The sequence below is a fragment of the Meiothermus sp. CFH 77666 genome (genome assembly GCF_017497985.1).
Taxonomy (GTDB): domain Bacteria; phylum Deinococcota; class Deinococci; order Deinococcales; family Thermaceae; genus Meiothermus.
The window spans coordinates 213,186-239,013 of record NZ_JAGDFV010000001.1 but is presented as its reverse complement, the minus strand read 5'-3'; the positions used below and the strand labels follow the sequence as shown (position 1 = coordinate 239,013).

Annotated in this window: 23 protein-coding genes; 5 read left to right on the top strand and 18 right to left on the bottom strand. The window is 60.0% G+C overall.

Annotated elements, in window-relative coordinates:
• Positions 1-23: 23 nt before the first annotated feature.
• The 6 genes from J3L12_RS01090 to J3L12_RS01065 all read right to left on the bottom strand — a co-directional run bounded on the left by J3L12_RS01090 (position 24) and on the right by J3L12_RS01065 (position 7,745).
• Entirely contained in the window at positions 24-932 is a 909-nt protein-coding gene (locus J3L12_RS01090) for a PhzF family phenazine biosynthesis protein (RefSeq protein WP_208013183.1), read from the bottom strand.
• Between the two features lie 42 nt (positions 933-974).
• Positions 975-2,717, bottom strand: coding sequence for an aspartate--tRNA ligase (gene aspS, locus J3L12_RS01085; protein WP_208013182.1), 1,743 nt, complete (start codon positions 2,715-2,717; stop codon positions 975-977).
• A gap of 276 nt (positions 2,718-2,993) precedes the next feature.
• A complete protein-coding gene (hisS, locus tag J3L12_RS01080; RefSeq protein ID WP_208013181.1) occupies positions 2,994-4,280 on the bottom strand; it encodes a histidine--tRNA ligase in 1,287 nt (428 codons plus the stop codon).
• A 36-nt stretch (positions 4,281-4,316) separates the two neighbouring features.
• On the bottom strand, positions 4,317-5,759 hold the full coding sequence (locus J3L12_RS01075) for an amidohydrolase family protein (protein ID WP_279381077.1): 1,443 nt from the start codon (positions 5,757-5,759) through the stop codon (positions 4,317-4,319).
• Between the two features lie 35 nt (positions 5,760-5,794).
• On the bottom strand, positions 5,795-6,949 hold the full coding sequence (locus tag J3L12_RS01070; RefSeq protein ID WP_208013179.1) for a CoA transferase: 1,155 nt from the start codon (positions 6,947-6,949) through the stop codon (positions 5,795-5,797).
• Between the two features lie 4 nt (positions 6,950-6,953).
• Positions 6,954-7,745, bottom strand: a complete 792-nt coding sequence (locus J3L12_RS01065; protein WP_208013178.1) for a citryl-CoA lyase — start codon at positions 7,743-7,745, stop codon at positions 6,954-6,956.
• A 115-nt stretch (positions 7,746-7,860) separates the two neighbouring features.
• Between J3L12_RS01065 and J3L12_RS01060 the strand changes: the two genes are divergently transcribed.
• Positions 7,861-8,724, top strand: coding sequence for a dioxygenase (locus J3L12_RS01060; RefSeq protein ID WP_208013177.1), 864 nt, complete (start codon positions 7,861-7,863; stop codon positions 8,722-8,724).
• Positions 8,721-9,539 carry an IclR family transcriptional regulator C-terminal domain-containing protein gene (locus J3L12_RS01055; RefSeq protein ID WP_208013176.1) on the top strand — a complete coding sequence of 273 codons (819 nt, stop codon included), beginning with the start codon at positions 8,721-8,723 and terminating at the stop codon, positions 9,537-9,539. Before J3L12_RS01060 ends, J3L12_RS01055 begins: the two co-directional genes overlap by 4 nt.
• 100 nt (positions 9,540-9,639) lie before the next feature.
• Here J3L12_RS01055 and J3L12_RS01050 read toward each other — a convergent pair whose 3' ends face one another.
• Positions 9,640-9,987 (bottom strand): hypothetical protein, encoded by a 348-nt coding sequence (locus tag J3L12_RS01050; protein WP_208013175.1) that lies wholly within the window; start codon positions 9,985-9,987, stop codon positions 9,640-9,642.
• A 194-nt stretch (positions 9,988-10,181) separates the two neighbouring features.
• Here J3L12_RS01050 and J3L12_RS01045 point away from each other — a divergent pair, with 194 nt between their 5' ends.
• From J3L12_RS01045 to J3L12_RS01035, 3 genes are all read left to right on the top strand, one after another.
• Entirely contained in the window at positions 10,182-11,777 is a 1,596-nt protein-coding gene (locus tag J3L12_RS01045; RefSeq protein ID WP_243454781.1) for an S-layer homology domain-containing protein, read from the top strand.
• Positions 11,778-11,903: 126 nt separating this feature from the next.
• Positions 11,904-12,926, top strand: coding sequence for a tyrosine-type recombinase/integrase (locus J3L12_RS01040; RefSeq protein WP_208013173.1), 1,023 nt, complete (start codon positions 11,904-11,906; stop codon positions 12,924-12,926).
• Positions 12,923-13,357 (top strand): phosphate-starvation-inducible PsiE family protein, encoded by a 435-nt coding sequence (locus J3L12_RS01035; RefSeq protein WP_208013172.1) that lies wholly within the window; start codon positions 12,923-12,925, stop codon positions 13,355-13,357. The genes J3L12_RS01040 and J3L12_RS01035 overlap by 4 nt, the downstream gene beginning before the upstream one ends.
• A 9-nt stretch (positions 13,358-13,366) precedes the next feature.
• Here the strand turns inward: J3L12_RS01035 and J3L12_RS01030 are convergent, their stop codons facing one another.
• The 11 genes from J3L12_RS01030 to fsa form a co-directional block, all read right to left on the bottom strand.
• Entirely contained in the window at positions 13,367-13,906 is a 540-nt protein-coding gene (locus tag J3L12_RS01030; protein ID WP_208013171.1) for a Uma2 family endonuclease, read from the bottom strand.
• A 16-nt stretch (positions 13,907-13,922) separates the two neighbouring features.
• Positions 13,923-17,141, bottom strand: a complete 3,219-nt coding sequence (locus tag J3L12_RS01025; RefSeq protein WP_208013170.1) for an AAA family ATPase — start codon at positions 17,139-17,141, stop codon at positions 13,923-13,925.
• A 97-nt stretch (positions 17,142-17,238) separates the two neighbouring features.
• Positions 17,239-17,763: a GerMN domain-containing protein gene (locus J3L12_RS01020; RefSeq protein ID WP_243454807.1), complete on the bottom strand. Its 525-nt coding sequence runs from the start codon at positions 17,761-17,763 to the stop codon at positions 17,239-17,241.
• Positions 17,764-17,768: 5 nt separating this feature from the next.
• A complete protein-coding gene (locus J3L12_RS01015) occupies positions 17,769-19,043 on the bottom strand; it encodes an N-acetylmuramoyl-L-alanine amidase (protein WP_208013168.1) in 1,275 nt (424 codons plus the stop codon).
• An 81-nt stretch (positions 19,044-19,124) separates the two neighbouring features.
• The gene (gene smpB / locus J3L12_RS01010) at positions 19,125-19,556 is read right to left on the bottom strand and encodes an SsrA-binding protein SmpB (RefSeq protein ID WP_208013167.1); all 432 of its coding nucleotides are present in this window, start codon (positions 19,554-19,556) and stop codon (positions 19,125-19,127) included.
• Positions 19,557-19,883: 327 nt separating this feature from the next.
• Positions 19,884-20,468, bottom strand: a complete 585-nt coding sequence (pdxT, locus tag J3L12_RS01005; RefSeq protein ID WP_347708813.1) for a pyridoxal 5'-phosphate synthase glutaminase subunit PdxT — start codon at positions 20,466-20,468, stop codon at positions 19,884-19,886.
• A gap of 80 nt (positions 20,469-20,548) precedes the next feature.
• The gene (locus J3L12_RS01000) at positions 20,549-20,905 is read right to left on the bottom strand and encodes a hypothetical protein (RefSeq protein WP_208013166.1); all 357 of its coding nucleotides are present in this window, start codon (positions 20,903-20,905) and stop codon (positions 20,549-20,551) included.
• A 119-nt stretch (positions 20,906-21,024) separates the two neighbouring features.
• Entirely contained in the window at positions 21,025-21,906 is an 882-nt protein-coding gene (pdxS, locus tag J3L12_RS00995) for a pyridoxal 5'-phosphate synthase lyase subunit PdxS (RefSeq protein WP_208013165.1), read from the bottom strand.
• Positions 21,907-22,156: 250 nt separating this feature from the next.
• Entirely contained in the window at positions 22,157-23,308 is a 1,152-nt protein-coding gene (locus J3L12_RS00990) for a peptidoglycan DD-metalloendopeptidase family protein (protein WP_208013282.1), read from the bottom strand.
• A gap of 186 nt (positions 23,309-23,494) precedes the next feature.
• Complete coding sequence (gene rho, locus J3L12_RS00985; RefSeq protein WP_208013281.1) at positions 23,495-24,772, bottom strand: transcription termination factor Rho; 1,278 nt, start codon at positions 24,770-24,772, stop codon at positions 23,495-23,497.
• A 102-nt stretch (positions 24,773-24,874) separates the two neighbouring features.
• Entirely contained in the window at positions 24,875-25,525 is a 651-nt protein-coding gene (gene fsa / locus J3L12_RS00980) for a fructose-6-phosphate aldolase (protein ID WP_208013164.1), read from the bottom strand.
• Positions 25,526-25,828 lie beyond the last annotated feature (303 nt).

Sequence of the window (25,828 nt, the reverse complement as noted above, 5' to 3'; positions counted from 1 at the left end):
GGCCGGGGGCCGAATATCGTCGCCTAATTCGGGCTGCCCCCCAGTTCTACCACGCCGTTTTCGGCCACCACGGCGGTACCGCCAATGAACACCCCCAGGATGTTGCCGGCGGGGCCATACTCGACCCGTACCTCTACCTGGCCCGGGCCGCCCATGCGATGGCCCTGGGTAACGGTCAGGTTGACCGCGCCCTCCCAGCGGGGCACCACCCCCGCCCGCGCCAGCAGAGCGCCCAGGGCCGCATTGGGTGAGCCGGTGACGGGGTCTTCGGGGATGCCCAGGGCCGGGGCAAAGGTGCGTGCGTAGAAGCGGCGGGGGCCATAGGGCGCGTAAACGTGCACGGTGGCAACCTCGAGCTTCTCCGATAGCTCCGCCAGTTTTTCCATGTCTGGCTCGAGGGCGTCCACCAGGCCGGGCGCCACTACCGGCATAAAGAGCGTCCACAAGCCGGTAAAGGTGATGCCATAGGGCAGGCCCCGGTGCAGGTAGCGCTCATTGGCGCCCATTACCTCGATAAACTCCTGCAACACCTTCCAGGAGGGGGGGTCGCGGAAGCGAGGGCTGGGGCTTTGGACCAGGGCCCGCCCGTCCTCGAGCTCCACCTTGAGCGACTCCCCGATGGTTCGCAAATAGAGTTTTTTGATACCGGCGGGCAGCTTTTCTTCTCTGGCCAACGTGAGCGCCAGGGCCACGGCGGCATGTCCGCTAAACTCCACCTCGCCATTGGCGGCAAAAAAACGCACGCCAAACCCTGTACCGTCCCAGTCGGTCACAAAAGCGGCCTGGGGTTGCCCCAGCCGGGTGGCCACCAGCTGCATCTCCTCGGTGGTCATGCCCCGTGCATCCAGCACCAGCGCCACCCGGTTGCCCCCACCCGGAATTTCCGTAAAAGCATCCACCAGAAGATAGGGGATGCGATGGCTGTTAGGCATGAAACCCCCCTTGAATCAGCGTAAGCGCGCCTCGCCCATCGTTCATGCCTGCCCCCGTATGGCCAGCCCCACCGTAGCCAGCTGGGCCTCATCCACGGGCGCCGGAGCGCCGGTGAGGGGCTCCTTGCCCTCTTTGTTCTTGGGGAATGCGATGACCTCGCGGATGGACTCTTCGCCCGCCAGGTTGGCTACAAAGCGATCCAGGCCCCAGGCGATCCCGCCGTGGGGGGGTGCGCCATAGGAAAGGGCCTCGAGCAGAAACCCAAACTTCTCCTGGGCCTCCTCTGGGCCGATGCCCAGCAGGGCAAACATGCGTTCCTGCAGGTCGCGGCGGTGGATACGAATGGAGCCGCCCCCGGCCTCGGAGCCATTGAAAACAAAGTCGTAGGCGTAGGCCCGTACCTTGCCGGGGTCGGTCTCGAGCAGGTGCAGGTCGTCTAAGTTGGGGCTGGTAAAGGGGTGGTGCATGTAGGTAAAGCGCCCGGCTTCTTCGTCCCACTCCAGCAGGGGAAAGTCCACCACCCACAAAAACTTGTAGCCGGGCTCGATCAGCTTTAGCCGTTTGCCCAGCTCGAGCCGCACCGCTCCCAGGCTTTCTACGGTTTTGCGCCAGGGGCCCGCCACGAACAGCAAAGTCTGGCCCTCCGGTACGGCCACCTGTTCCAAAAGGGTGGGTGGAATAAACTTGGCGATTCCGCCCGTGAGCACTCCGTTCTCCAACCGCGCCCAGGCCAGCCCGGCGGCCCCCTTGGACCTGGCCAGGGCCTCGAGTTCCTCGATCTCCTTGCGGGGCAGCAGGGCCGGTACTACCAGCACCTTGACGGTCTCGGCGCTGGCAAAGGCCCGGAAGGCACCCCCCCTGAACACCTCGGTCACGTCCTGGAGCTCGAGGCCAAAGCGCAGGTCGGGCTTGTCCGAGCCGTAGCGGTTCATCACCTCGGCATAGGTCAGGCGGGGAAAGGGCAGGGTGAGCTCGACCCCCAGCGTCTCCCGCAAGATATAGGCGGCCAGTCGCTCGTTGAGCTCGAGGATGTCCTCCTGGGTGACAAAGGACATCTCCAGATCGAGCTGGGTAAAGTCGGGTTGGCGGTCGGCCCGCAGGTCTTCGTCGCGGAAGCATCGGGCGATCTGGAAGTAGCGGTCATAGCCCGCCACCATCAGCATCTGTTTGAAAAGCTGGGGTGACTGGGGTAGGGCGTAAAAGTGGCCGGGCTCCAGCCTCGAGGGCACCAGGAAGTCCCGCGCCCCTTCGGGGGTCGAGCGGGTCAGGTAGGGGGTCTCCACGCTGATGAAGCCTTCGGCGTCCAGAAAGCGGTAGATGGCGGCAATTACCTTGTGCCGCAGGCGCAGGTTGTCGTGCAGCCGCTTTCGCCGCAGGTCCAGCACGCGGTTCCTGAGGCGCACCTCTTCATTGACGCTCTGGTCTGGCTCACCCCGCCAACCGGCATCAATGGGGAAGGGTGGGGTTCTGGCCTCGGCCAGCACCTCGAGGCCCTCCGCCACCACCTCCACTGCGCCGGTGCTAAGTTTGGGGTTGACCTGTTCGGCAGGGCGGCTGCGAACCACTCCTTCCACCCGCACCACCCATTCCGAGCGCACCCTATCAGCTTCGGCAAAGCAGGGTGAGTCCGGGTTTACGATGACCTGAACGATGCCCTCGCGATCCCGCAGATCGATAAAAATGAGCCCCCCCAGGTCGCGCCTTCGGTTGACCCAGCCCTCCAGGATCACTTTTTCCCCTGCATGTTGTTCGCGCAAATGACCACAATATAGCGTACGACGCATAGGCTTTAGCATACCGTTTTGTGAAAAGTTCTCAAATTGCAGGCGCACGACTTGGCACCTGTCGAGTGTTACGCACGGGGAGCAAACCTCTAAATACTCATTTCACAAGCAGTATTTATCGTGAATATATACACATAGAGAGCCAATACACCCTGCACCGTAAAGTATGCATTGTAGTAGCATTTGCAGTTTGATACAGGGAGTACGAAGTGGGTAAACCGCGTCACGGAAGGACACCCCAAAGCAGTCAGCCATCTGCACCCTACCGGGTAAGGGCTATTTAGGGTCAGGGCCTTCAAAAAGGCTGTGCAGTTGCAGGGGCTCGAGCTCGGTTTGCTCCCCGCTTTCCAGGTGCTTGAGGGTAATAACTCCTTTGGCCCGCTCGCCCTCGCCCAGGAAACCCACATACTTGGCTCCTTTCTTGAGGGCCTCCTCGAGGGCCTTGCGCGGGCTTTTGGGGGTGTAGCCCAGCTCCACGTAAACCTTCGGGCGCAGTTGTTCGGCCAGGGTCAGAGCTTCTATCTTGGCTGCTTCGTCAAGGGGGGCCAGGTAGAGGGTAGGGGAGAGGTCGGGGGGAATGGCAACGCCCTCCTGCTCGAGAGCTATCGCCACCCGCTCGATACCGATACCAAAGCCCACCCCCGGCACCCGCGGGCCGCCCAGCATCTCCGAGAGGCCATCGTAGCGCCCTCCGCCGCCTAAGGCCGACTTGGCCCCGATCTGGGCATGGTGAACCTCCCAGGCCGTACGCACGTAATAGTCAAGGCCACGCACAATGCTAGGGTCTACCGTGAATGGAATACCAAGCTGGGTTAGATAGTGACAGACCCGCTCGTGGAACGAGCGCGACGCGTCACCCAGAAACTCCAGCATTGGCTTTACCTGTAAATCGGCCACAATCTGCTGATCCTGCTCGCTCTTGGAGTCCAGAATCCGCATGGGGTTGGCCTCCAGGCGCACCCTCGAGTCCTCCGAGAGCCGCTCGGCGTAGGGCCGGAAGAGCTCCCGCAGGTACTGGTTATAGCGGGTGCGGTCTTCGGGGTCGCCTACCGAGCCTAGCTTGACCTCGAGGTTTTTCAGGCCCAGGGTTTTGTAGATCCGCACCATCAACGCAATGGCCTCGGCGTCCAGGAGGGGGTCGGAGAGGCCCAGGGCCTCGTAGTCTACCTGATGAAACTGCTTGTAGCGGCCCTTCTGGTGGCGCTCGGCCCGGAAAATGGGCCCCCAGGTGAAAAGCCGCACCGGCTGGGGCCAGACCTTCATGCCGTGCTGGTTGTAGGCCCGCACAATGGAGGCGGTGGGCTCGGGGCGCAGACCCAGCACCCGCCCTCCGCGATCCTCGAGGGTGTACATCTCCTTCTTGACCACGATGTCCGAGGTGAGCCCCACGCCTTTTTGCAGAACTTCCAGGTACTCGAATATCGGGGTATGAATCATCTGGGCCCCAGCTCCCCGCAAGACCTCCTCGGCGGTCTGGGTAATGTAGCGAAAAACCGGCTCGCGGAAAGGGTATTCCTTGGCCTGAGCGAAAATGTCGTTGGTTCCGGGAACAGCCTTTAACATGGACCCTATTCTATCGGGCCAGTTGGTTCTCCGGGCTCAGCGAAAAAGGTCTTTCTCTATTCCGGCTGCCGCAAATATGTAATCGCGGCTTTGCTCGAGTCTCCGGCGTAAATGCTCCAGGTCAAAGCCCAGCAGCTCCCCCTTCCATTTGCGTACTTTGCCTCCGCATATCACAGTTGAAACATTGCTACGCTCCATGAGGGTTACCACCGCGCCAGGTGCATGGTTTAGGGGAGCGGTATTGAGGCAGTTGGTGTCCAGCAGGATAATATCGGCTTCCTTGCCTGGGGTGAGCGAACCTGTTTTAGCCTCCAGACGAAGCCCACGAGCCCCATTGAGGGTAGCCATCTGCAAAACCTCGGTAACTGTCATCAGAGAAGGAAATTCTTTGCCCTCCAAGGCAAGTTGGTTGGCAAACATGCGCTGTAGGGTAATGGTAGAGCGCATTTGGGTAAACATGTCGGCAGTCATCGTGCACTCTACATCGCTTGATAGCGATACTATCATACCCAGATCGAGCGCTTTTTGAAGGGGCGGAGTGCCGTGACGCATATGCATCTCAATAGGTACCGACAGTGAAACGTGGGCCCCTGAATCGGCAGCGCGCTGCCAGGCCGTATCCGACATTCCTGTCATGTGAATAAAGATATTGTCGGAGCCAAACTGGTTTTGTTGAGATAGGTTATCGAAGGTTGGCGCCATGCCGAAGGTACCTACGATGTGTGCCGCGATGGGAAGTGCCAGCTCTCTGCCTATTCGCCATGCCGACTCGAAGCCTGGGAGGTAGATTTCCCCACCCATCACCATAGTCAACAACTGGTCATCGCTGGAGAAATGCTGATTGCGAATGCGGGCTGCATCCTGTGGATACTGACTCTTGTCCCCCCAGCCCTCAAAGTAGCCCAGCACGGCACGTCGGCCTGCATCCTGCAGAGCAGCAACAGCTGCGTCACTGTGTTCAGGTGAGTGATGAATTTGGCTCACGTCCATTGCAGTAGTGACCCCGGCATCAAGCTGGGCAATGCTGCCATAGAGGATGTTGATGTAGACGTCCTCTGGACGATACACCCTGGACAGCTTGAGGAGCATTACCTCGTAGTAGTTCATTGCCGAGGAGGGTCGGCCATCATTCAGCAAAATGGCATCGGCCAACAACCCACGCAGGGCTGTTTCAAAGTGATGATGGTGGGTGTCAATAAAACCCGGCATCACAATGTGACCGTTGGCATCAATGACCGCAGCATCCGGAGCCTCGATTTTAGGAGCCACCTCGAGGATACGGCTACCCTTGAGCAGCACGTCGCCCACAGCGAAGTTTCCAACCCGAGCATCCATTGAAAGAACTGTCCCACCCCGAATGAGGGTTAGGCGGTCAGGTTCACCAATCCCCAGTGGGAGGGATTCGGGGAGGGACTTTGAACCCACAAGTGGACTGCCGGACTCCAGGGGGGCGAGTAGTGGGGGCTCGAGCTTACACATGCTTCCTCCTTATCTAGCCCAGGGTTTGCTGGGCGTCAAGAACGCTTACCAGCCTTGCGCTGCGCCAGCTCAGCGCGGATTTCATCTCCGTGCTCATCCAGGGTTGGGGGTGGGATTATATCGGTATCTATCTGCCCATCAAAGGTGTAGGGAGAACGGACGGTGGTAAAGTGCCCCATGGGCGAGCCTGGAACCGTAACCTTGAGCTTGAGATGTTGAGCTTGTGGATCCTCCAGCGCTTCGCTGGAGTCGTAGACAGGCGCATGGGGTACCCCCTCGGCTGCCAGGCGTTGGCACCATTCTTCTCGGCTTTCCTGTAAAAATATCGGAGTTAGTATTTCAATCAAAGCCTGCTGATTGGCAATTCGCTTGAGGCGCTCGGAGAAACGGGGGTCTTGCGCTAGTTGTTCCTGCTGTGTAGCCCTGAGCAAGCCTTCCCAAAACTTGGTTGGAGAGGAAAGGTGAATAGCGATCCACTTGCCGTCGGCACACTCAAACACATAACTTTGAGAAACGGAAGGTCGTGAGAGGGGGCCCATCACCTCGCCTACGCTGAAGTGGTGGGTAAAGCTATCAAGGTTGAAGTAGCTCATGGCCTCGAGCATAGATATGTCGAGCCTGCGCCCTCTGCCCGTACGCTGACGCTCCACCAGTGCAGCCAAAATACCCAGCGCAGCGTAGATGCCGGCTACTGCGTCGGCGATAGCTGGGCCAATAACCCGCGGCTTATCGGGGGGTAAAAGTTGCCATAAATACCCTGATGCAGCCTGCGCCACGGTGTCGTACACGGGGTAATCGCGCTTGGGTCCTGTGGCCCCGAAACCCGATATGGCGCAGTAGATCAGGTTATGCCGTATTCGGCGCAGTTCCTCCTCGCCTGCCCCTAACCTTTCTGCTACTCCAGGTCGAAAGTTGTGGATGAAAACGTCCGCGGTTGCAATAAGCTCTTGAAAGATCGCGCGGTCCTCAGCCCGAGCGTTGTCAAGGGCAATGGAGCGCTTGTTGCGGTTATAGGTCTGAAAGTGAGGGCTGTAAAGACCGCCCTTGAAAGCCCGAAAAGGATCTCCTTCACCTGGCCGCTCCACTTTGACAACGTCTGCGCCCAGGTCAGCGAGGTGCATGGCCGCTGCCGGGCCCGTGATGTAAGTACCCATTTCTACTACTCGAACACCAGCTAAAGGTTTAGCCATTGCTCTACTCCTTGCGAATGGGGCCGTCGTAATGTATGGCCTGTGCTGCGTGGTAGGACAATATGAAGCCTATCGGACGCTGGGTTTCCTCGTGTAGATGCGCGGCAAGCCCTGCTGCTCGAGCCACTAGTGGCACTGCCTTGAGCCCTTCTACAGGCCAACCAGCATCAAGCATTACGGCAGCAATTGCTCCCGACACGTTAATCGGAAGACGCCGCTCCATGATGTCCGGGGCCATTTTTCCTAACAGACGCAAAAGCCGCACGTGCTGGGCTGACGTACCGTGCTCATCGGCGAGCTCGAGTAGGCGTACAGCCCTGGGATCACCTGCTGTGTGCTGGGGGTGCCCCAACCCGGCCACCTTTGCCCGAGCTGCCTTGAGACGCTTCAGGCTTTCTTCCACCGCTAGTTCTTCGTTTCCGATTGCTTCCGCTGTATCTCTTAGCTCGACAAGGTAACGGCCTGCTGCTTCGGAAGAACCCGCAACCACTGTGCCCATTCCCAGAAGGCCCGCAGCCATTGCCCCTTGCCAGGCCTCCGGTGCGGCAGCAAGGGTCATGCGGGCGGCTTGCACGGTTGGCACCAGCCCATGCTCAGCGATAGCTATGAGACAGGCATCCAGCATAGCTCGCTGACCGGTGGTGGGTAGTTGACCCAACATCAGCAACCAAAAGAGCTCACTGAAACTAAGCTTGCCTATCAACTCGTGACACAGGTCAAAGCCGCGAATGGTCACGCTCTCGGCATCTGATGTGGCTATGGACGTAAAAGGCTGATCCGTTTTGCCTATGCGCATCGGTTATCTCCCTGATGAGATTTTCGCTATACGAAAACTTTTCCTCTTGACAAATATTATACTCGAGATAACTTGATGTCAAGGCAAAAGCCGGCAAAACAAGGAGGGGTTAGGCGTGCGCGACATTAATGAGTTTTCTATCACCCAGGCAGTTCAGGACTCGTTTCAAATCGAGCCGGACTCTCGTTTCAGGTTCCTTCTGGACACCTTCGTGCAGCATCTGCACGATTATGTTCGGGAGGTGCGCCTTACTCACGAAGAGTGGATGATGGTAATGAACTTCCTTTACGAGTGTGGGAAGATCTCCAACCCAGAGCGAAGTGAGTTCATTCTCCTTTCAGACGTACTAGGCCTTTCTGCTCTGGTTGATATGATCAACAGCTATGGGGGTGGCACCCCCCACTCAAATCTAGGTCCCTTTTACCTGCCGGATGCTCCTGAGCGAGAGCTGGGCAGCGACCTGGCCGAAGGGTATGACGGGGTAGTTTTGCTGACCCGAGGCATCGTGCGCGATACCCTGGGCAGGCCAATCGCTGGTGCCATTGTGGATACCTGGCAGGCCGACGCATCCGGCACTTACCCTATTCAGGAACAAAAATACGGCCGAGACAAATACGACCTGCGAGGAAGGCTCCGAACCAACGAGAAAGGTGAGTACTGGTATACTACGGTCATGCCTAGGCCCTACACGGTGCCCTATGACGGCCCTGTAGGTGATTTGTTGAGGGCCGGAAAGCGGCACGCCTGGCGCACTGCACACTTGCATTACATGGTCTCGGCCGAAGGCTACCGCCCCCTGGTAACCGAGGTATTTTTCGAAAACAGCGAGTACCTTGATAGCGATGCGGTCTTTGGGGTGAGGCGTTCTTTGGTAGTCAAGCTCGAGCCCGTCAGGAAGGATCAGGTTCTTGACTTACCCCTTAAGCGACGTCCGGACGCTCAGTTTACCTTCGACTTCGTATTGGCCCCTGAAGGATGAAGCTTCAACTCCCAACCCCCGAAACAGAGCGTCCAGCAGAATTTGTGGAGGCATTTGCCAGAGGTCTTGCGGTTTTGGAAGCTTTCGATGCTTATCACAGCGAGATGACCCTGAGCGATATCGCTCGCCGGACTGGCCTGCCCCCGGCTGCGGTTCGTCGGAGTCTGATCACTCTCAAAACCCTTGGCTATGTGGGCCAGGTGGGTAAGCGTTACTACTTACGACCGAGGGTATTGGGTATAGGCTCGGCCTTTTATTTTGCTGCGCGGGTAGACGAGGTGTTTTTGCCTGAACTCCGAGCCCTGGTAGAGGCCTTTGGCGATGCTTCCTCTGTTGCCACACTGTATGGTCATGATGTTTTGTACGTAGCTCATTACTCAGTACAGCGAGCACGACGGGCAGCTGCACATGTAGGGGCGCGTTATCCGGCTTTCGCCACCTCCTTGGGGCGGGTTTTGCTGGCAGGTTTGAGCGAGGAGCGCCTGGACACCTGGCTGTCCGAGCTGAATCCAGTACCTCTGACAAGCCGCACGATCACTGACAAGAGCGAACTAAGGCGAATTATCCAGCAGGTGCGTCAGCTAGGCTATGCTAGCACCGTAGACGAGCTAGATTATGGTGTAACGGCATTGGCGGTTCCTATCCGTGCACCTGATGGCACTACGGTTGCGGCCATCAACACATCGGGCTACACCGGACTTGTTACCCCCGAAAAGTTGGTGGACGAGCGCCTTCCAGAACTGCGCGCAGCCGCCCAGCGCATAGCCGTGGCTTTGAGTCGGAACCCTGTCATTTACTCTATGCTGGCTCCCTAGCTGGGCAATCTGGGAACTCGAAAACATGCGTCTGGGCCCAAACGCATTTTCGTTTTCGTGGGCGGCAACGTTTGTGTACCACATGCGCTCCTGGGCATGTTTAGCCAGGGATAGTTAGGCGGGTGGGATTGGGCGCTACCTGCGACTCCTCCTGTTCAGCTCGACGCACAGTGTCTTCACTGCCCAGCAGTTTGACCAGTTGGTCTCGAGTCACAAATTTGCCGGCGTACATGTAAACCAGACCCCGGCGCTGATGGGTCACGACGAAGGGCACGCCGTTGTGATAGCGCACCAGGGTGTTGTGCCGCCTGGCGTGGCGCGACATGCGGGCCAGGGCCCGTACCCCCTGGTCTACCTTATGGTTTTGTGCCTGCGGATACCAGATCGAGAACAAAATCAAGAACACCAGACCAGCCATTAGCAGAGCCGTCACGAAATTGGTTTCCATATGCCCGGAGTATAGAAAGTCCATTTCTGAACCCCGGTGTTAACTCAACATTGGCTTAAGCTTTGATGAAACTGGGTGAGAACACGTAACGATTTCCTGTGACAAATGCACGAATAAGGTGTGTTGAGCCTTCTAGTATTGCAATCATGAGATTTTTGATGTTTGTAACGTTTTTTGTAACGACTGCGTTAGCGATGCCAAACGATGTGCCCGCCGACCACTGGGCGGCCCAGGCGGTGGGCCAGGTGACCGCTCGAGGCTGGCTGCAGGGCTTTCCGGGGGGCTTGTTCAAGGGTGAGGTGCGGCTGGATCGTTTTCAACTGGCCACCACCCTTGCACGGGTACTGGCCGACAGCCCTCTGGCCGCCCAGGAGGCCGAGGTGCGCTTCAAGGACGTGAAGCCCAACCACTGGGCCCTGCCCGGCATCCGCCGGATGGTAGGGGAGGGGCTTGTGCAGGGTTTCCCGGATCAGACCTACCGCGGAACCTCGTTGCTGACCCGGTATCAGCTGGCAGTGGTGCTGGACAAACTCACCCAACGCCTGGGCCTGGCTGCGCCCGCCAAGCTCGTCCGACCCGATGACCTGCCCGCAGCCCACTGGGCCGAGGCCGCAGTGCTGCGGATGGTGGCCCTTCAGATTATGCCCCTTGGCTCGGATGGACTGTTTCGGGGGAGCGAGGCGGTCAGCCGCTATCAGATGGCCCACTCGCTCTGGAAGCTCGATGAGCACCTGAGCGCTCTGGCGGCTGCGTCCAACAACCCCAAGGCAGCTGCAAACAGCTCCACGGCTCCATCGAACCCAACCAGGGCTACTGTTACACCGCCGGTTGCGCAGGGGGCGGCCCAACCGGCTCCGACCAACATTTCCCGTAACCCCGCCCCGCAGCAGCCTGCGGAGCCATTGGTACAGGCCAGCAGCGCCCAGCCCGCCCTCGAGCAGGCCAGGCTTACGCTTGGTGAAATGGCCCGCGTACCGCTACCCGAAGCCTGGGCGGGCTTGAGCCTTGAGGATACCCTGGTACACCTCGGCCAGGCCATGCGAAATGGGCAGGTCTGGGTCACCTTGCGCCGGGAGGGGGAGAGTGCGCTGGCCTTGTTGCGGCTGTCTGAGCAGCCCAGCATCGAAGCCTTTTACCCCATAGCCGAGGCCGTCGCTGCGGCCAGTGAGGGCTGGGCCTGGCTCGAGGGCGGCCAGCGGCTTTTGTTCCTCGACCCAAAAACCCAGAAGAGCCGGGTATACGGGCCCATCGGGCAGACAGGTGCGCGGGAAGCACTGCCGCCGGTCTTTGCTCAGGGTATTCACAAGGGCCTGCTGGGGGGTGTTGCGCTGGATGAAAGCCGAAACTACCTGGCCCTGATTGGCGGGCGGCCCCTGTGCGTGCCTAGCTGTGAGGCCGCCTCGAGCTCGCCGGTGCTCCGGCTGGTGCTGCTGGGCCTTAATCCAGACGGCCTTTTTGCCGAGTATGCCTATCTGCTGGATAACCCCAAAAACGAGGTGGTGGGCCTGGCCTGGCCCAAGCCCCGGCTGCTGCTGATACACGAGTACGACGGCCAGAAAAGCCGGGTCTATAGCGTGGATCTGAACCAGGCTGACGACCTGGCCTTTACGGAGTGGGATTCTCCTGAGGCGGGCCTCGAGGTCAGACCGGCGGTCAAGCCGCTTGCAAAGCGCCTGATTCTCGAGGTGAGCCTGGAAAAACCAAGAGGCCTGGCCATCCTGAACCCTGGTGAAGCCATTGTGGCCGAAAAAGGGCTGGTCAAACTGAGCTTCTCCAAACCGCTGTGGTGAAGCAAGACTGGTAGAATTGCATCTGGTCAAAAACCCCAGGACTTTTCCCTGGGGTTTATTGCTTTCAAAAGGCGGAAATAAAAAGCGCACTTAGATAAATAAGTGCGCTTTTTGTATACTGGAACCATGCTGGTGCCGCTTGCCAACTGGCACAACCCCACCAAGCGCCGCCTCGAGGCCGTTCGGGCGGCACACGAGCGCAACGAGTCAGGTCTGCTCGAGCTGCTCCGGGCCTACATGGTGCTCAAGGGCCGCAAACGCGCCACCCTGAGCGCCAGAACCCTGGAGAACTATCAGTTAGCGGTGCGCGACTTCCTGGCCTGGGCCTGGTCGGAGACGCAGTCGCTCGACATCCTGAAGGCCGAGGCCGACGACCTCGACCGCTACATCGCCGACCTGCAAACCCAGGGCGGTCATCTGACAGGCTCCGATGGTCAAGTCCTGAAGCCGGGCTCCATTGCAACCTACGTGGCGGGCGTGCGGGCTTTGTACCGGGCGCTCGAGTGGGCGGGTGCTGCCAAGCTACCGCAGGTACGCTCGCCCAAAGACCCCACACCCCCCGAAGAACGTCGCCCGGCCCTGCCTCAGGGCCTGTACCAGAAGCTCTTAGCGTACCTTGCGGGCGGCGAGCCCCAAACCTACCGGGATCGCCTGGCGGTGCGGCTCATGGCCGAGGCCGGGCTGCGTATTAGTGAACTTGTTAACTTATGGGTGGAGGATGTGCATCTCGAGGAGCGGCTCTTGCTTATCCGCAACGGTAAGGGCGGCAAACAGCGCAGCGTGCCCCTCTCACGCGCACTGGTGCGGGAGCTAGAGGGCTGGCTGAAACTTCGGCTGGTGCACGCTGCTGCGGGCGAGCGGGCTTTGCTCGTCAACCTGGGGGGGCGCAAGGCCAGCGGCCAGGCCATGACCGACAAAACCTTGCGGAAAATCCTGAACCGACATTACCGAACCCTGGGCTTTCCCAAGCGCTACTACGGGGCCCACATGCTGCGGCACACCGCCGGAACGCGCTTCTACCGGGCTAGCCGCGACCTGCACGCCACGGCAAGGCTGCTGGGGCACACCAACATCAACACCAGCGCCATCTACGCCAAAATGGATCTGGAAGGGTTGTTTGAGGTGGTGGACAAGTTGGAGGACGCATGATCACCCAACAAAACTTGCTCAACATTTTTCGGATCATCACCCGGGTTATCTTCAACCTTGCACTTGTAGCCCTGCTGATAGGCCTGCTGGTGAGTGTAGGGCGCACCCTGATGGACCTAGGCCTTGCGGTCAGCCAGCCCACGGTTCGTCTGGGCCTGAAAGATCTGGTCACAAATATCCTTTCATTGGTAGTGGTGCTCGAGCTGGTACGGGCCTTTGTGGACTACTTTGAGTACGACCGCATCCGGGCCGAGATTTTGGTTGAAGTGGCAGTGATATTTGTTCTACGTGAGATGATGCTGGGGCTGTTCTCGGGAGATATTAAGGGTGCGGATGTGTTGGTCTGGAGTGCGGGCATACTGGCTCTGGTTATCGCCCGGGCCTTGGCAATTGCATTCCCTTACGGCAAAATGGTACGCCCAAAGCAGTAGATTCACCTATCAAAGGGCAAGTCCCCGGTAAATTTCCTCGAGGGTAAGGCTTACATCCAGACAAGGGATGTAAACTTCGCCGCTATTCTCAAGGGTCTCGAGCCGCCAGCCGTCAGGCTGCCGGATATAGACCAGAACCAGTTTGTGGGTCTGAGAGACCAGTAGGTAGCGTTCGAGGCTGGGCAGCGCAGTGTATTCACTCAGTTTCTCACTGAGATCGGTTTGTTCGGTGCTATCCGATAAAACTTCCACAATCAAGCAGGGGGCAAATTCAATTCTCGGCTCAACCTTAGGGCTGCAAATCACCATCAGATCGGGATAGCGGAATCGGGTAGGTCGAACTTGCAACTTGATGTTGGTGGTGTACAGCCTGCAACCCTTGCCCCTGGCCAGCGGACGGAGGGCTTCAACCAGGTTGAGTACAATGTCTTCGTGCTCCTGGGTCTCCCCGGCCATGGCTAGAAGTCGCCCATCAACATATTCGTGGCGGAGTTCTGCGCGCTCCTCGAGCTCTAAGTACTCCTTCACGCTGAGCAGGGTGGGGTTCATGGCTATAGTTTAGCAGTCAGGTAATAGCTTCCTCGCGCTTGATGCTGTACACCCGGCTCAGGCCCCTGTCGGTAGTCACGCCGTAGAGGGCATCGCAGGCTTCCATGGTGCGCTTCTGGTGGGTGACCAGTATAAACTGGGTCTGGCCTTTGAAGTGCTGCAAGAAGCGGCAAAAGCGCTGTATATTAGCCTCGTCCAGCGGCGCGTCCACCTCGTCAAGAACGGCAATGGGCAAACCGCCTGCGCCGGTGGTGTTGCTCTCCCCTATCTCCGATAAGGCGAATAAAAAAGCCAGAGCGCCCATAGTTCGCTCGCCCATGGAGAGCAGGTTCAGGTTCACCGTGCGCTTGCCGGCGGGCTTGAGCACCAGATCCAGGCCATGATGGGTGCGCTCGAGCTTGACCTCGGCGTCGAGTAAGGCGCTGGCGTAGTGGGCGAATTTTTCCTTGAACACCGCATAAACCTGATGCATTCGTTCGCGGTACTCGGACTCTACCCCGCGCAGCTCGGCCTCCAGCTTGCGCACGACCTCTTCCGACTCCTGCAAGGCTACCTCGAGCTTCTGGATGTCCTCGCTCAGAAGGGCGTATTCCTGCTCGGCCAGGTGGTTGATGGGGCCCAGGGCTTCCAGGGCGGCCTCGGTTTCCGAGAGGGCGCGGGCCAGGCTGCGCGAGGAACCTTCCTCCACCGGCCCCGGGGGCAGCTCGGTCAGTTCTTGCTGTAGGGTCTCGATGGTGGCCTCGCGCCGGGCCTGGGTCAGGTGAAGGGCCTCGAGGTCGGTTAGAAGTTGGTTGGTGCGCCCGATCAGCCGGGTTTCTTCCTCCGACAGCGCTCGAGTTCGGCCCCGGGCAGTGTGCAGAGCGCTTTCAAGCTGGCGCAGGTTCAGGCCGCGCTGGGCCTGCTCGAGTTCGGCTTTACGGGCCTGGGTAGCGGTGAGCTTCTGGGCTAACTCGGCCTGCTCGGTTCGCAGGTGGTGCAGGCGGGCCTCGAGTTCACCCATTTCTTTCTGGGCCTGGTGGTAGCGCTCGAGATCCTCTCGGTAGCGCCGCCACTGCGCGGCCAGCTCACGCTCCTGGGTAACCTGCATGCTGAGCACCTCGCGCTCATGGCGCAGGGCTTGCAGGCGTTCGGGCTGGGGTGGGGGTACGGGCTGTGGCGCTAGTGGAACGGCGTTTTGCGAGAGTCGGGCCAGGCTTTTTTGCACCGCTTTGAGCTCGGAACCCAGCTCGGTCTGACGGCGCTGCAACTGGGATACCTCGAGGCTGGCCAGTTCGGCCCGCAGGCTTTTGGTTTGGGTTTGCAGGGCTTCGGCCTCGGTGTTCAGTCGAAGGGCTTCGGCCTTTACTTCCTGATACCGGCGGCGCAGGGTGAGCATCTGCCCGCCGCGCTGCACGCGCCCCCCCGTGATGGCTCCGTTCGCCTCTAGCAACTCGCCTTCCAGGGTGACGATGCGCGGATGGTCGGGATGCGCCCTGGCCAGGGCAAGCGCAGCCTCCAGGTTTTCCATTACCAGGGTCTCGCCTAGCAGCGTGGGCAGGGCCTCGGGGCAGGCCGGTAGCTGCACCAGTCGGCGGGCCACCCCCACCACGCCTGGCTCCTTGCTCCAGTCGCGCTCCCGTTCCCGGAAGGTTCGCAGCAGGGTGCGCGGCAGAAAGGTCGCCCGGCCCCCGTGCTGTTTGAGGTGCTGCACAGCGGCCTGGGCAGCCTGCTCGTGCTCGGTCAGCACCCATTGCATTCGCCCGCCCATCGCTACTTCGATGGCCAGATCGAGCCCAGCGGGCACCTGCAGCAGATCGGCCACCACCCCCATCAGGCCCGGAATGCCGGCCTCGCGGGCTCGCTTGGGGCCCTCGGCCAGGTCGGAGCCGGAACGCAGCGTGGCCTCGAGGCGGCGGGCTTCGGCATCGGCTGCACGGGCCTCGCTCAGGGTCTGGCCTTCTTGCCTGACCAGTTCATTCAACTGAGCGCGAAGCTCGTTTTCACGGGCCTGCGCCATCGCAAGCTGCTCCTGCAGGTGTTTCAATTCGGCCTCGAGACGGCCCTGGTCGGCCTCGAGGGCGGCTTTTTGGGCCAGCATCTGCTCGTAGGCCAGTTTCTGTGCCTCGTAGGTGGCCTGGGCTTGCAGGTAGCGCTCGAAGGCTTGCTGCTGTTCCTTCAGCCGCCGTTCTTCAGCCTGTATGGCAGCTTGCAGGTCCTGTAAGCGCTGCTGGTAGCCCCGGGTGGCCTCAGCGCTGGGCTCCGGCTCGCCGGGGGCTACAGGCTCCGGGAGCGAGCGCAGCCGGGTCAGTCTGGTTTCGCTTTCGGCCATGTCCTGCGCCAGGCGGCGCAACAGTGCCTCGAGCGAAGCCTGCTCCTGAGCGGCCAGCCGCAGCTCGCCGCTCAGGGCCTCGGCTTGCCTTAGGGCCTCGCTGTGGGCATTCTGGGCGGCTTCCAGGGCCTCCAGGGCCTGGCTTTTCTCGGCCTCGAGTTCGCGCAAACGCTGGCTGGCCTCGGTGCGCTCCTGTTCCAGCGCCTGGGCTTTCTGCCGCGCAGCTTTGGCCTCCTGGTCGGCTTCGCGAATACGGGCGGCCAGCACACTGCGGCGCAGCACCAGGCTGCGGGCGGCCAGGGTAGCGGCCCTGCGGGCAACCTCGGCCTGCTGGGCTTTTTCGGCTACCGAGGCCTTGCGCTCGGAGAGTTCCTGGATACGGGTTTGCAGCTCGAGGGTAGCACTCTCCAAACGTTCGTGCGCGGTTTTGCTGGCCTGGGTGACGGCCCGCAGACCGGCGGCTTCCTCCAGGTAGGAAAGCAGTACCTCAGGCCCCGCCTGCAAAATTTGCCCCACCTCGCCCTGCCCCACAATGGCGTAACCGGTTCGGGAAAGCCCCGTGCCCATCAGAGCCTGCTCCACCTGTCGCAGGGTGCTGCGCGAGCCGTTGAGGCGTATCTCGCTATTGCCGTCGCGCTCGAGGCGGCGGCTCAGGTTCACCCGCTGGCCGTTGCCCCCCAGCTCGAGGCCCACTTCGGCAAACCCCAGCGGCGCTTTACCGTCAGAGCCGTGGAACAACAGCGAAAGGGCCTCTTCCCCCCGCAGCTCCCGCGCACGCGCCCCCACCACCCAGCGCAGCGCCTCCACCAGGTTGCTCTTACCGGAGCCGTTGGGGCCCACAATGCCATAGATGCCCGGGCCAAACTCGAGGCTGGTGCGTTCGCCAAAGGATTTGAAGCCTTGCAGGATAAGTCGCTCGATCTTCATAAGGGTTCAAATATCCAAATACGTTACTGGTCAAAATCCTCGTGCTTCAGGCGACGAAATGACCATTGAATATCGACTATTGACCATTGACCTCTCTTCACTGCCCTTGTCGCTTGAACGGATCCAGGAGGGATAGGTGCCCCAGGCTCTCGACTTCCTTGCCCTCCAGCAAAAACTTGACCTGCTGTATTTCTTTAAATTCCAGCAGGGTATTGGTGATGCCGTAAATCAGGGCCAGTTCACCCTTAGTGCCGTAGTTCAGCCGCCCATAGGCTGCTGGTAAGTCTACCAGGGCGGTGCTGTCGCGCAAGAAAACGGTGGGTGCAGGGGTTCCCGCCGGAACCAGGGGTGCGGCCCCTTGTATTTGGGGTCCCCGTACCAGTTCGTCCATCACCCGCCCCAGCACGTACTCACCTTCGGCAATCTGTACGGTGCGCTCCTCCACTAACAGGCCATCCCCAGTGTCTTTCGCAAAGTGTAGCTTAAGGACGCGGGGCCCCTGGTTCTCCAGATCGGAAGGCAGGTTGAGCGACCTCGAGCCGGTATCCCCCTGCTGCACCCAGAGCGCCCAAACACCCAGCAGCAGCACAACCAGCCCCAGCAGGTTGGTAAAGCTCAGCATCCGTCTCACGGCCTGGTACCTCCCGTGGAACTGGAGTTCGATAAGGACGTGGTTTTGGGCAGGCCCAGGTAGGCCAAAACCGCCCTAGCCAGCACCTCGGCTACCTGCTCGCGTCCCTGGGGAGTACGGAGCTGCTCAAAGCCCACCTCCACCAGAATTGCGGCTCCTCCTGCCATTGATAACACGTACATGGCATCCTGGCTGGTGTTGGCCAGAATGCCCGCGGCGGCAAAGCCTTCCGAGACCCCCTGAGCAAACCGCGCGGCCGAGCCGGGTGCCGCCACATAGCGCTCCAGAACCGCTCGCTGGCTGGCGGGGGTACGGGCCGATAGCTCGCGGCCTTTTTCCAGCAGGCGCAGGGTCTGCACCTCGGGGTGGCTGTAAACCGTAACCCGATTTCCTGGCGCTGCGTGCAGGCTGATAAATACTTGGGCTGAAGTAGCGTACTGGGCCCTGGCCAGGAGGGGTACAGCACGGTCGGCGTTGCGGGTCATGATCACCTCGAGCCTGCCTTGAAGCAGGCTTTGCAATCGCTGACTTACGCTCAATACCAGATCTTTTTCCCGCAAGCCGCCCACCACTACCCCGGTATCGGCTCCCCCGTGTCCGGCATCGAGCACCACCCTGGGCAGCCGATTGAGGCCGCCGCGTTCCACAATGACCTGCCGAGGCAGGAATAAAAGGCGCGGAGGGTCGTTGCCCTGGGGCAGGTAAATTTCGCTGCCCCAGTCCTCTCGACTAAAGCTGATGGGCGAGTTGGATGGCGCCTCCGGCACCTCGCGCACCCCTATCATGGCCAGGCGTGGGGGGTTGTTGGCCAGAATCCGTACCTGCACATCGCGGTCAAAGCGCAGGATGTAGCGTTCGCTCGAGCCCGCCACGGCTCGCTGCACTTCCAGTAGCCTGGCCGGGCGCAGGGCCAAAACCGGCGCGCCATAGTCGTTGCGGTAGTACAGGTCAAGGTTTCGAGCCAGCTCCTGCACCGGAATCCACAGGCTGCCCTGATAGCGGTAGGCGTTCAGCAATCGCGCCGCATCAGCGCCCTGACTGCTAACACCAAACGCTGCGACCCGGCTACCCAGGCTCAGATAGACCTTGCCTGAGGCCTCGAGGTAGCCTAGCCCCAAGGCTTCTGCAATAAACTTTGCAGGCCCATAGGCTACCGTACTGCCGCCCGGGTAGATGGCCTGGCTCTCCTGGAAGCCCACCAGTAAACGGTTTTCATACTGGGCCCAGCCCAGGCCAAGCCATAGCAATCCTACTAACAATAAGCGCTGCATGCTGATTCCAGTCGCTACAGTTTTACTTGGCCCGGATTAGAAGCGCAAGACCATAGAAGTCGAGGGTCGGGCAGCCAAAGGCTACCAGCTTTCCAGTTCTCGCCGAACCGCTTGTTTTTTATCATCCGCTCTCTTCTGATAATCGCGCTTGCCGCGGGCCAGGGCCAGCAGCAACTTGGCCTTGCCCCGTTCGTTAAAATAAATTTTGAGTGGCACCAGGGTCAGGCCCTTCTGCTCGACGCGGGCTTTGAGCTTGTTGAGCTCGTGGCGGTGGAGTAACAGCTTGCGCAGACGGCGGGGGTCGTGGTTGGTGAAGCCACCTTTCTCATAGGGAGCAACGTAGAGGTTTTCCAGAAAAAGCTCGCCGTTTTGAAACCGGGCAAAGGTTCCGGTAAAGTCCACCTGGCCGGCCCGGATGGACTTGACCTCTGTGCCCTTAAGGGCCAAGCCCGCTTCGAGGGTTTCGAGGATTTCATAATCATGACGGGCTTTGCGGTTCTCGAGTCCAGCCATAGAGCACTTTATTGTACGACTCTCCTAGGCTTCCCAGGGCCCTGCTAATGCCAGAATCAAGCTCTTATCATTTGCCTGGGCATCGTCGCTTCAACCCCTCACCCGGCGACAGCGGTTACCGCCAGAGTTGCTTTATTTGGCAAAAAGGGCGCCAAACTAGCCAGCGCTGTCGCCACCCTCTCCCCTTGCGGGAGAGGGAAAGGGGAAAACGATAAAAGCCTGTGCCAGAATGAGCAGAGCAGCCGCCGCCTGGAAAGGCAGTTATGAGAAACCTTTACCTTCGTCTGTAATACTCTGCCACGAGTAAGTAATTTCTTTCACGATAATCTATGCTGGTGAAATATTTCTACACTCACTCAAAAATAATTGATGTACTCGGGCGTCACCACCCAGTTCGGGGTGAAAAGTACCGGCAAATAACCCACCCGACTGCACAAGTACAGCCTCCTCGTTGTGTTTGGCCAGAATACGAACATCTTCACCAACGCTCAAAATACGTGGTGCCCGAATAAAAAAAGCATGAAAAGGCCGGTCAAAACCAACTATCTCTAAATCTTCCTCGAAACTATCCACCTGACGCCCATAGGCGTTGCGCTGCACGGCAATATTCAGCGCAGCCAGCCGAGGCTGATCGGGAAACTCCGGAATTTCTTTGGCCAACCAGATCGCGCCCGCACAGGTTCCCCAGACGGCCAAAGAGCCTTGCCGAACGCGCTCACGTACCGCGCCCTCGAGGCCATACTCCCGGGCCAGCATGCCGATCGTAGTGGACTCCCCCCCGGGCACAATAAGCCCCGACAGGCCTTCTAAATCCCTGGGAAGGCGCACCTCAACAGCCTCCACCCCCAGCGATCTGAGCATTTGCTTGTGTTCACGAAAGTCACCTTGTATTGCCATTACACCAATTTTCACAACCTCAATCCTATAGCAAGCTGTCTGTTTCGCCCACAAAAAGAAGGCCAGGCTTGCCCTGGCCTCGAGGCAAACCGATTTTAGGCTGAACCGGTAACCAGGGTCATCGTCGGGCCGTGGCGGCTCTCTTCGCCCTCCGCCTTGAGCAGATGCTTTTCGTGTTCTTCTCCCAACACTTTCAAAAGCCGCTCTCGAGACACAAACTGCCCCCCCAGCATGTAGTAGAAGCCCTGCTTGCCCAGAACCACCACATAACGCACCCCCCGATGATTGCGAACAAAGGTGTTGTGCTTCAGGGCAAAGCGATGCATCTTTTCCAGTGCAAGCAACTCTCGTTCCTGGCGGCTGCGGTTCAAAGCTGGTATCAGCCAACCTGGAATCAACACAATCAAAGCCGTGACCGCAAAGAAAACCAGGCCAAAGGTTTCTGCTTGCATAGCGTTACAACTATACACCAGTACGTTACGTTTTTTGTAACTCTGCCGTAACTTGAACCCAGTAAAAAATACCCTCCCGCCGGTAAAGCGAGAGGGCGTACATCTTCTCAGGGCAAAAACTACCAGCCGCGCTTGGCCAGTTTTTCTTCTTCCGACAGGAAATCCAGGTTGATGCCCACCATGGCCTCGCCCAGGTCTTCCGAGACCTCGGCCAGAACTTCGGGGTTGTTGTAGTGGGTCACCGCCCTCACGATGGCCTTGGCCCGCTTGCGGGGGTCGCCCGACTTGAAAATGCCCGAACCCACAAACACCCCGTCCATACCCAGTTGCATCATAAGGGCAGCGTCGGCAGGAGTCGCCACCCCACCGGCCGCGAAGTTCACCACCGGCAGCTTGCCGTTTTCATGAACCCAGAGCACCAGCTCGTAGGGGGCGCCGTGGTTTTTGGCATAGGTCATGAGCTCTTCGCGGGGGAGCGCCTGAATCTGCCGGATTGCCCCCATCACGCTGCGGGCGTGGCGCACGGCCTCCACCACATTGCCAGTGCCGGCCTCGCCCTTGGTGCGGATCATGGCGGCCCCCTCTCCAATCCGCCGCAGAGCTTCGCCAATATCGGTAGCCCCGCAAACAAAGGGCACCTTGAAGGCGTGTTTATCAATGTGGAACGACTCATCCGCCGGGGTCAGCACCTCGGACTCGTCAATGAAGTCTACCCCCAGCGCCTGGAGAATCTGAGCTTCCACAGTGTGCCCGATACGGCACTTGGCCATCACCGGAATCGAGACTGCGGACATAATTTCCTTGATGAGTTTGGGGTCGGACATGCGGGCCACGCCCCCCTGCGCACGTATGTCGGCGGGTACGCGCTCGAGGGCCATCACCGCAACCGCTCCGGCCTCCTGGGCAATCTCAGCTTGCTGGGCGTTGACCACATCCATGATCACGCCCCCCTTGAACATTTCAGCGAATCCGGTTTTGACCCGCAAAGTTCCTTTTTCCATAACTCCCTCCAGCACCGTAGCATAAGGCTTTTTCGCTTAGCCTCCTAGAGCGCTCTTCACAAAGATGGAGCCATCTAGGTTTGAGAATCCCCTATCCCAGACAAGACCGCTGATGACTATAAGGGCAGCAACGGTTCGTGAGGTTCGCCACAGGGGTTTGGTTCACAGCCATTGACCAGTGGCTTGCCCCCTTACCAGGCTACGGTGATGATAAAAAGAAGACGGCCCCTGAGCCGTCTCGAAAACCAGGTTAGGGCAGATAGGCCATGGGGTTGCGGGCTGCACCCCCCACCCGTACTTCAAAGTGGAGGTGGGGGCCGGTGCTCCACCCGGTAGAACCCACGTAGCCGATTAAGTCGCCCCTGGCAACCCACTGGCCCGGACGCACCACAATGCGCGACATGTGACCATAAAGGGTCTCCTGGGCTCCACCGTGATCCAGGATAACGTGCAAACCATAGCCAAAGCGGCTCCAGCCCGCGGTATCTACCTGGCCAGCTCTGGCCGCATAGATGGGCGTACCGGTCGGTGCAGCCAGGTCTATGCCGGTGTGGAAGCGCTGGAATACCCCGCGCCGGCCAAAGTAGGTAGTGATGGTAAAGTTCGACATGGGCCAGCGATACCCTGCTGCGGCCACCACCGCATTGGCCCGCCGGAGGCGGGGCTGGCTCTGGGCTTGCTGCTGCTGACGCATGCGTGCCTGCTGCTCCTGGCGCCTTTGTTCTACGAGCTGCTTGCGGCGGGCTTCCTCGCGCTGACGCCGTTCTTCGGCCAGTCGGCGTTCCTCTTCCTCACGGGCTTTGCGCTCCGCCTCGCGGATTTGCAGCAAGCGGTCGTAGGTGGTTTTGGCCTGCACCCCGGGCAGCAAAACCAGATCCCCCGCCTGCACATCGGTTGGCGAGGTGAGCTCGTTGGCCCTGGCCACTTCGGCAACCGAGAGACCAAAGCGGCTGGCCAGATCCTGGATGGTCTCGCCCCGCTTGAGGCGAACCAGCAGGCCCGGCTCTCCGGTGGGAATGTAGAGGGTGGAGCCGACCTCGAGGCGATCCAGGCTGGGCAGGCCCGGGTTGGCCGAAACCAGCCCTAACACGGTCAGATCAAAGCGGTTCGCCACCGACTGCACCGTATCGCCCCGACGAACGATATAGGTGCGAACCCCCGGCGGCAGGCGGCTCTCGTCGTTAGTTTCTTCGACCAGGGGGATGCGTAGCGCCTGTCCAGGGCGTAAGGACACCCCCTTGAGGCCGCTGCTGTACATGATGGCCCTGGCATCTACCCGGTATCGGCGTGCAATCTGGCTTAGGGTATCACCAGGCTGGACGGTGTACATCACCCAACCCTTGCGGGCGGGCGAGTCAACCGGAATTTCGGTTCCTGGCAGGTTAGCCTGGGCCAGCCCCATCGGTAAACCGAGTACGCCCGTCGCCAGCACACTGCTCAAGAGTTCGCTTATAGCCAAAGTCAACCTCCAAAACTGCGATTATCGCTCTGGAGTGGCTGGAAAGCTACTCCCGCTCGCGGAACCTCAGGGTGTCTGAGTCCTTAACCTAAGCACCCTGTGCTCCCGAGACTTCCGCAGGGAGTATACCTACTTTCCCCCCAAAGTTGCAAGGAACTCCTTGTTGGTCTTGGTACGGGAAAGACGTGCCAGCAACATCTCCATGGCTTCGGCCGGATCCATATCGGCCAGCACCTTGCGTAAGAGCCACATTTTCTGGATAACCTCCTCGCCCAGCAGTAGCTCTTCGCGCCGGGTGCCCGACTTGAGGATGTCTATGGCCGGGAAGATGCGGCGCTCCTCGAGGCGACGGGAGAGGTGGAGTTCCATGTTGCCCGTACCCTTGAACTCTTCAAAAATCACATCGTCCATGCGGCTGCCGGTTTCAACCAGTGCCGTAGCCAGGATGGTTAGCGACCCCCCGCCCCGAATGTTGCGGGCCGCCCCTAAAAAGCGCTTGGGAAAGTGTAGCGCGGCCGAGTCCAGACCCCCCGACAGCGTACGCCCGGTAGGAGGTGTGACCAGGTTGTTGGCCCGGGCCAGTCGGGTTATGGAGTCCAGGAGAATCAGCACGTGGCCCCCCTCCTCCACAATGCGGCGGCTGCGCTCATGCACGAATTCGGCCACCCGGATGTGGTTTTGCGGGGGTTCGTCGAAGGTCGAGGCAATCACGTCAGCCCCTTCTACCGACTCACGGAAGTCGGTAACCTCCTCGGGCCGCTCATCAATCAGCAGCACAATTACCTTGATGTCGGGCTCATTGCGCAGCACCGCCCGGGCCACCTTCTTCAGGAGGGTGGTCTTGCCCGCCTTGGGTGGAGCCACAATAAGGCCGCGCTGACCCCGGCCAATTGGTGCCAGCAGGTCTATGACCCGGTTGGAGGACTCCTCGCCGGTGGTCTCGAGGATTATCTGCCGGTCGGGGAACTGCGGAATCAGGTCGTCGAACTTCGGGCGTTTGGCGGCGGCCTCGGGGTCGAGGTTGTTGACCGCTTCCACCTTCATAAGGGTGCCGTAACGCTCATTTTCTCGCGCCGGGCGGGCCTTACCCACAACGTAGTCGCCCGTGCGAAGCTGATACTGCTTGATCAGGCCCGCCGAGACAATCACCGTGCGGGATTCCATGGTGTAGAGGCTTTCCTGCAAGAAGCCATACCCATCCTGGCTAATCTCCAGGTAGCCTTTGGCAATGGCCAGGCCCTCCTCGGTGGCTTCCTGCGATAGCAAGAGCATCACCAGCTCATCTTTGGAGAGCTTCTTGTAGTTGGGAATTCCGGCTTCGGCGGCCAGCAGGTGTAGTTCGGGCAGGATGCGGCTCGAGAGTTCCTGGTAGCTGAGCGGCACCTGGCTCTCGGTCTTGCGGCGAATTTTCTTGCCGGTACGGGTCACGGTGACCTGGGCTTCGGCGTTGGGGTCGGCTGTACTCGATTTTGGCATTGCTCGTTCTCCAGTTCCTGGGGGTTCGCGGAGCTAGATCCTGGCGCTGGCCCTGGCCCAGTCTTCCAGGAAGGCTTTCAGACCAAGGTCGGTTAGGGGGTGCTTGATGAGCTGCTGAAACACCTTGGCGGGCATGGTGGCGATATCGGCGCCCAGCAGGGCGGCCTGGGTCACATGACGGGGGTGGCGAATCGAGGCGGCCAGGATGCGGGTGCTGAGGTTTTGCACCTGGAATAGCTCAGCAATCTCGCGGATCAGCTCCATGCCCTCCCAGGAGATGTCGTCTATGCGGCCCAGGAAGGGCGAGACGCACCAGGCCCCGGCCTTGGCGCACAAAAGGGCCTGGTTGGCCGAGAACACCAGGGTCATGTTTACCCGGATACCCTCGCCGGAGAGGGTTTTGCAAGCCTTGAGGCCCTCAATGGTGGTGGGCAGCTTGACCACCACGTGCTCGTCAATGGCTGCCAGGCGGCGCCCTTCCGCAACCATATCGGCTGCCGCCGTCGAAACCACCTCTGCCGAGACCGGCCCCTGCACGATCTGGCATATCTCTTTGATGGTGGGCTCGAGCGGACGGCCCGACCGGGCAATCAAGGAGGGGTTGGTAGTGACCCCTGCCAGCACGCCCCAGGCCGCAATTTCCCTGATTTCGCTCACTTCGGCAGTATCGAGGTATAGATCCATACGGCATTCACTCCTTCCCGCGTCTGACCACATTTGTGCGGATTTCCAGGCGAGTATATCGCTGGGTTGGGATGAGAAGCAAGAGATTGTTGACGCGGGGATAGCAGCTTGCTACCATTCAGGTTAGCCGGTTGCCAGCAGCGAAATATAGCACATGCTGCACCTGGTGTAAAGAGCCGGGGACGAGTACGCCTTCAGCGACCACAGAGCGAGCCTGGGAGGGTGCAAGCCAGGCGGCAACCTGAAGGCCGAAAATCACCCCGTGCACAGTTGGGAAGAACAGGCCAAGCCCCAGTAGACCCC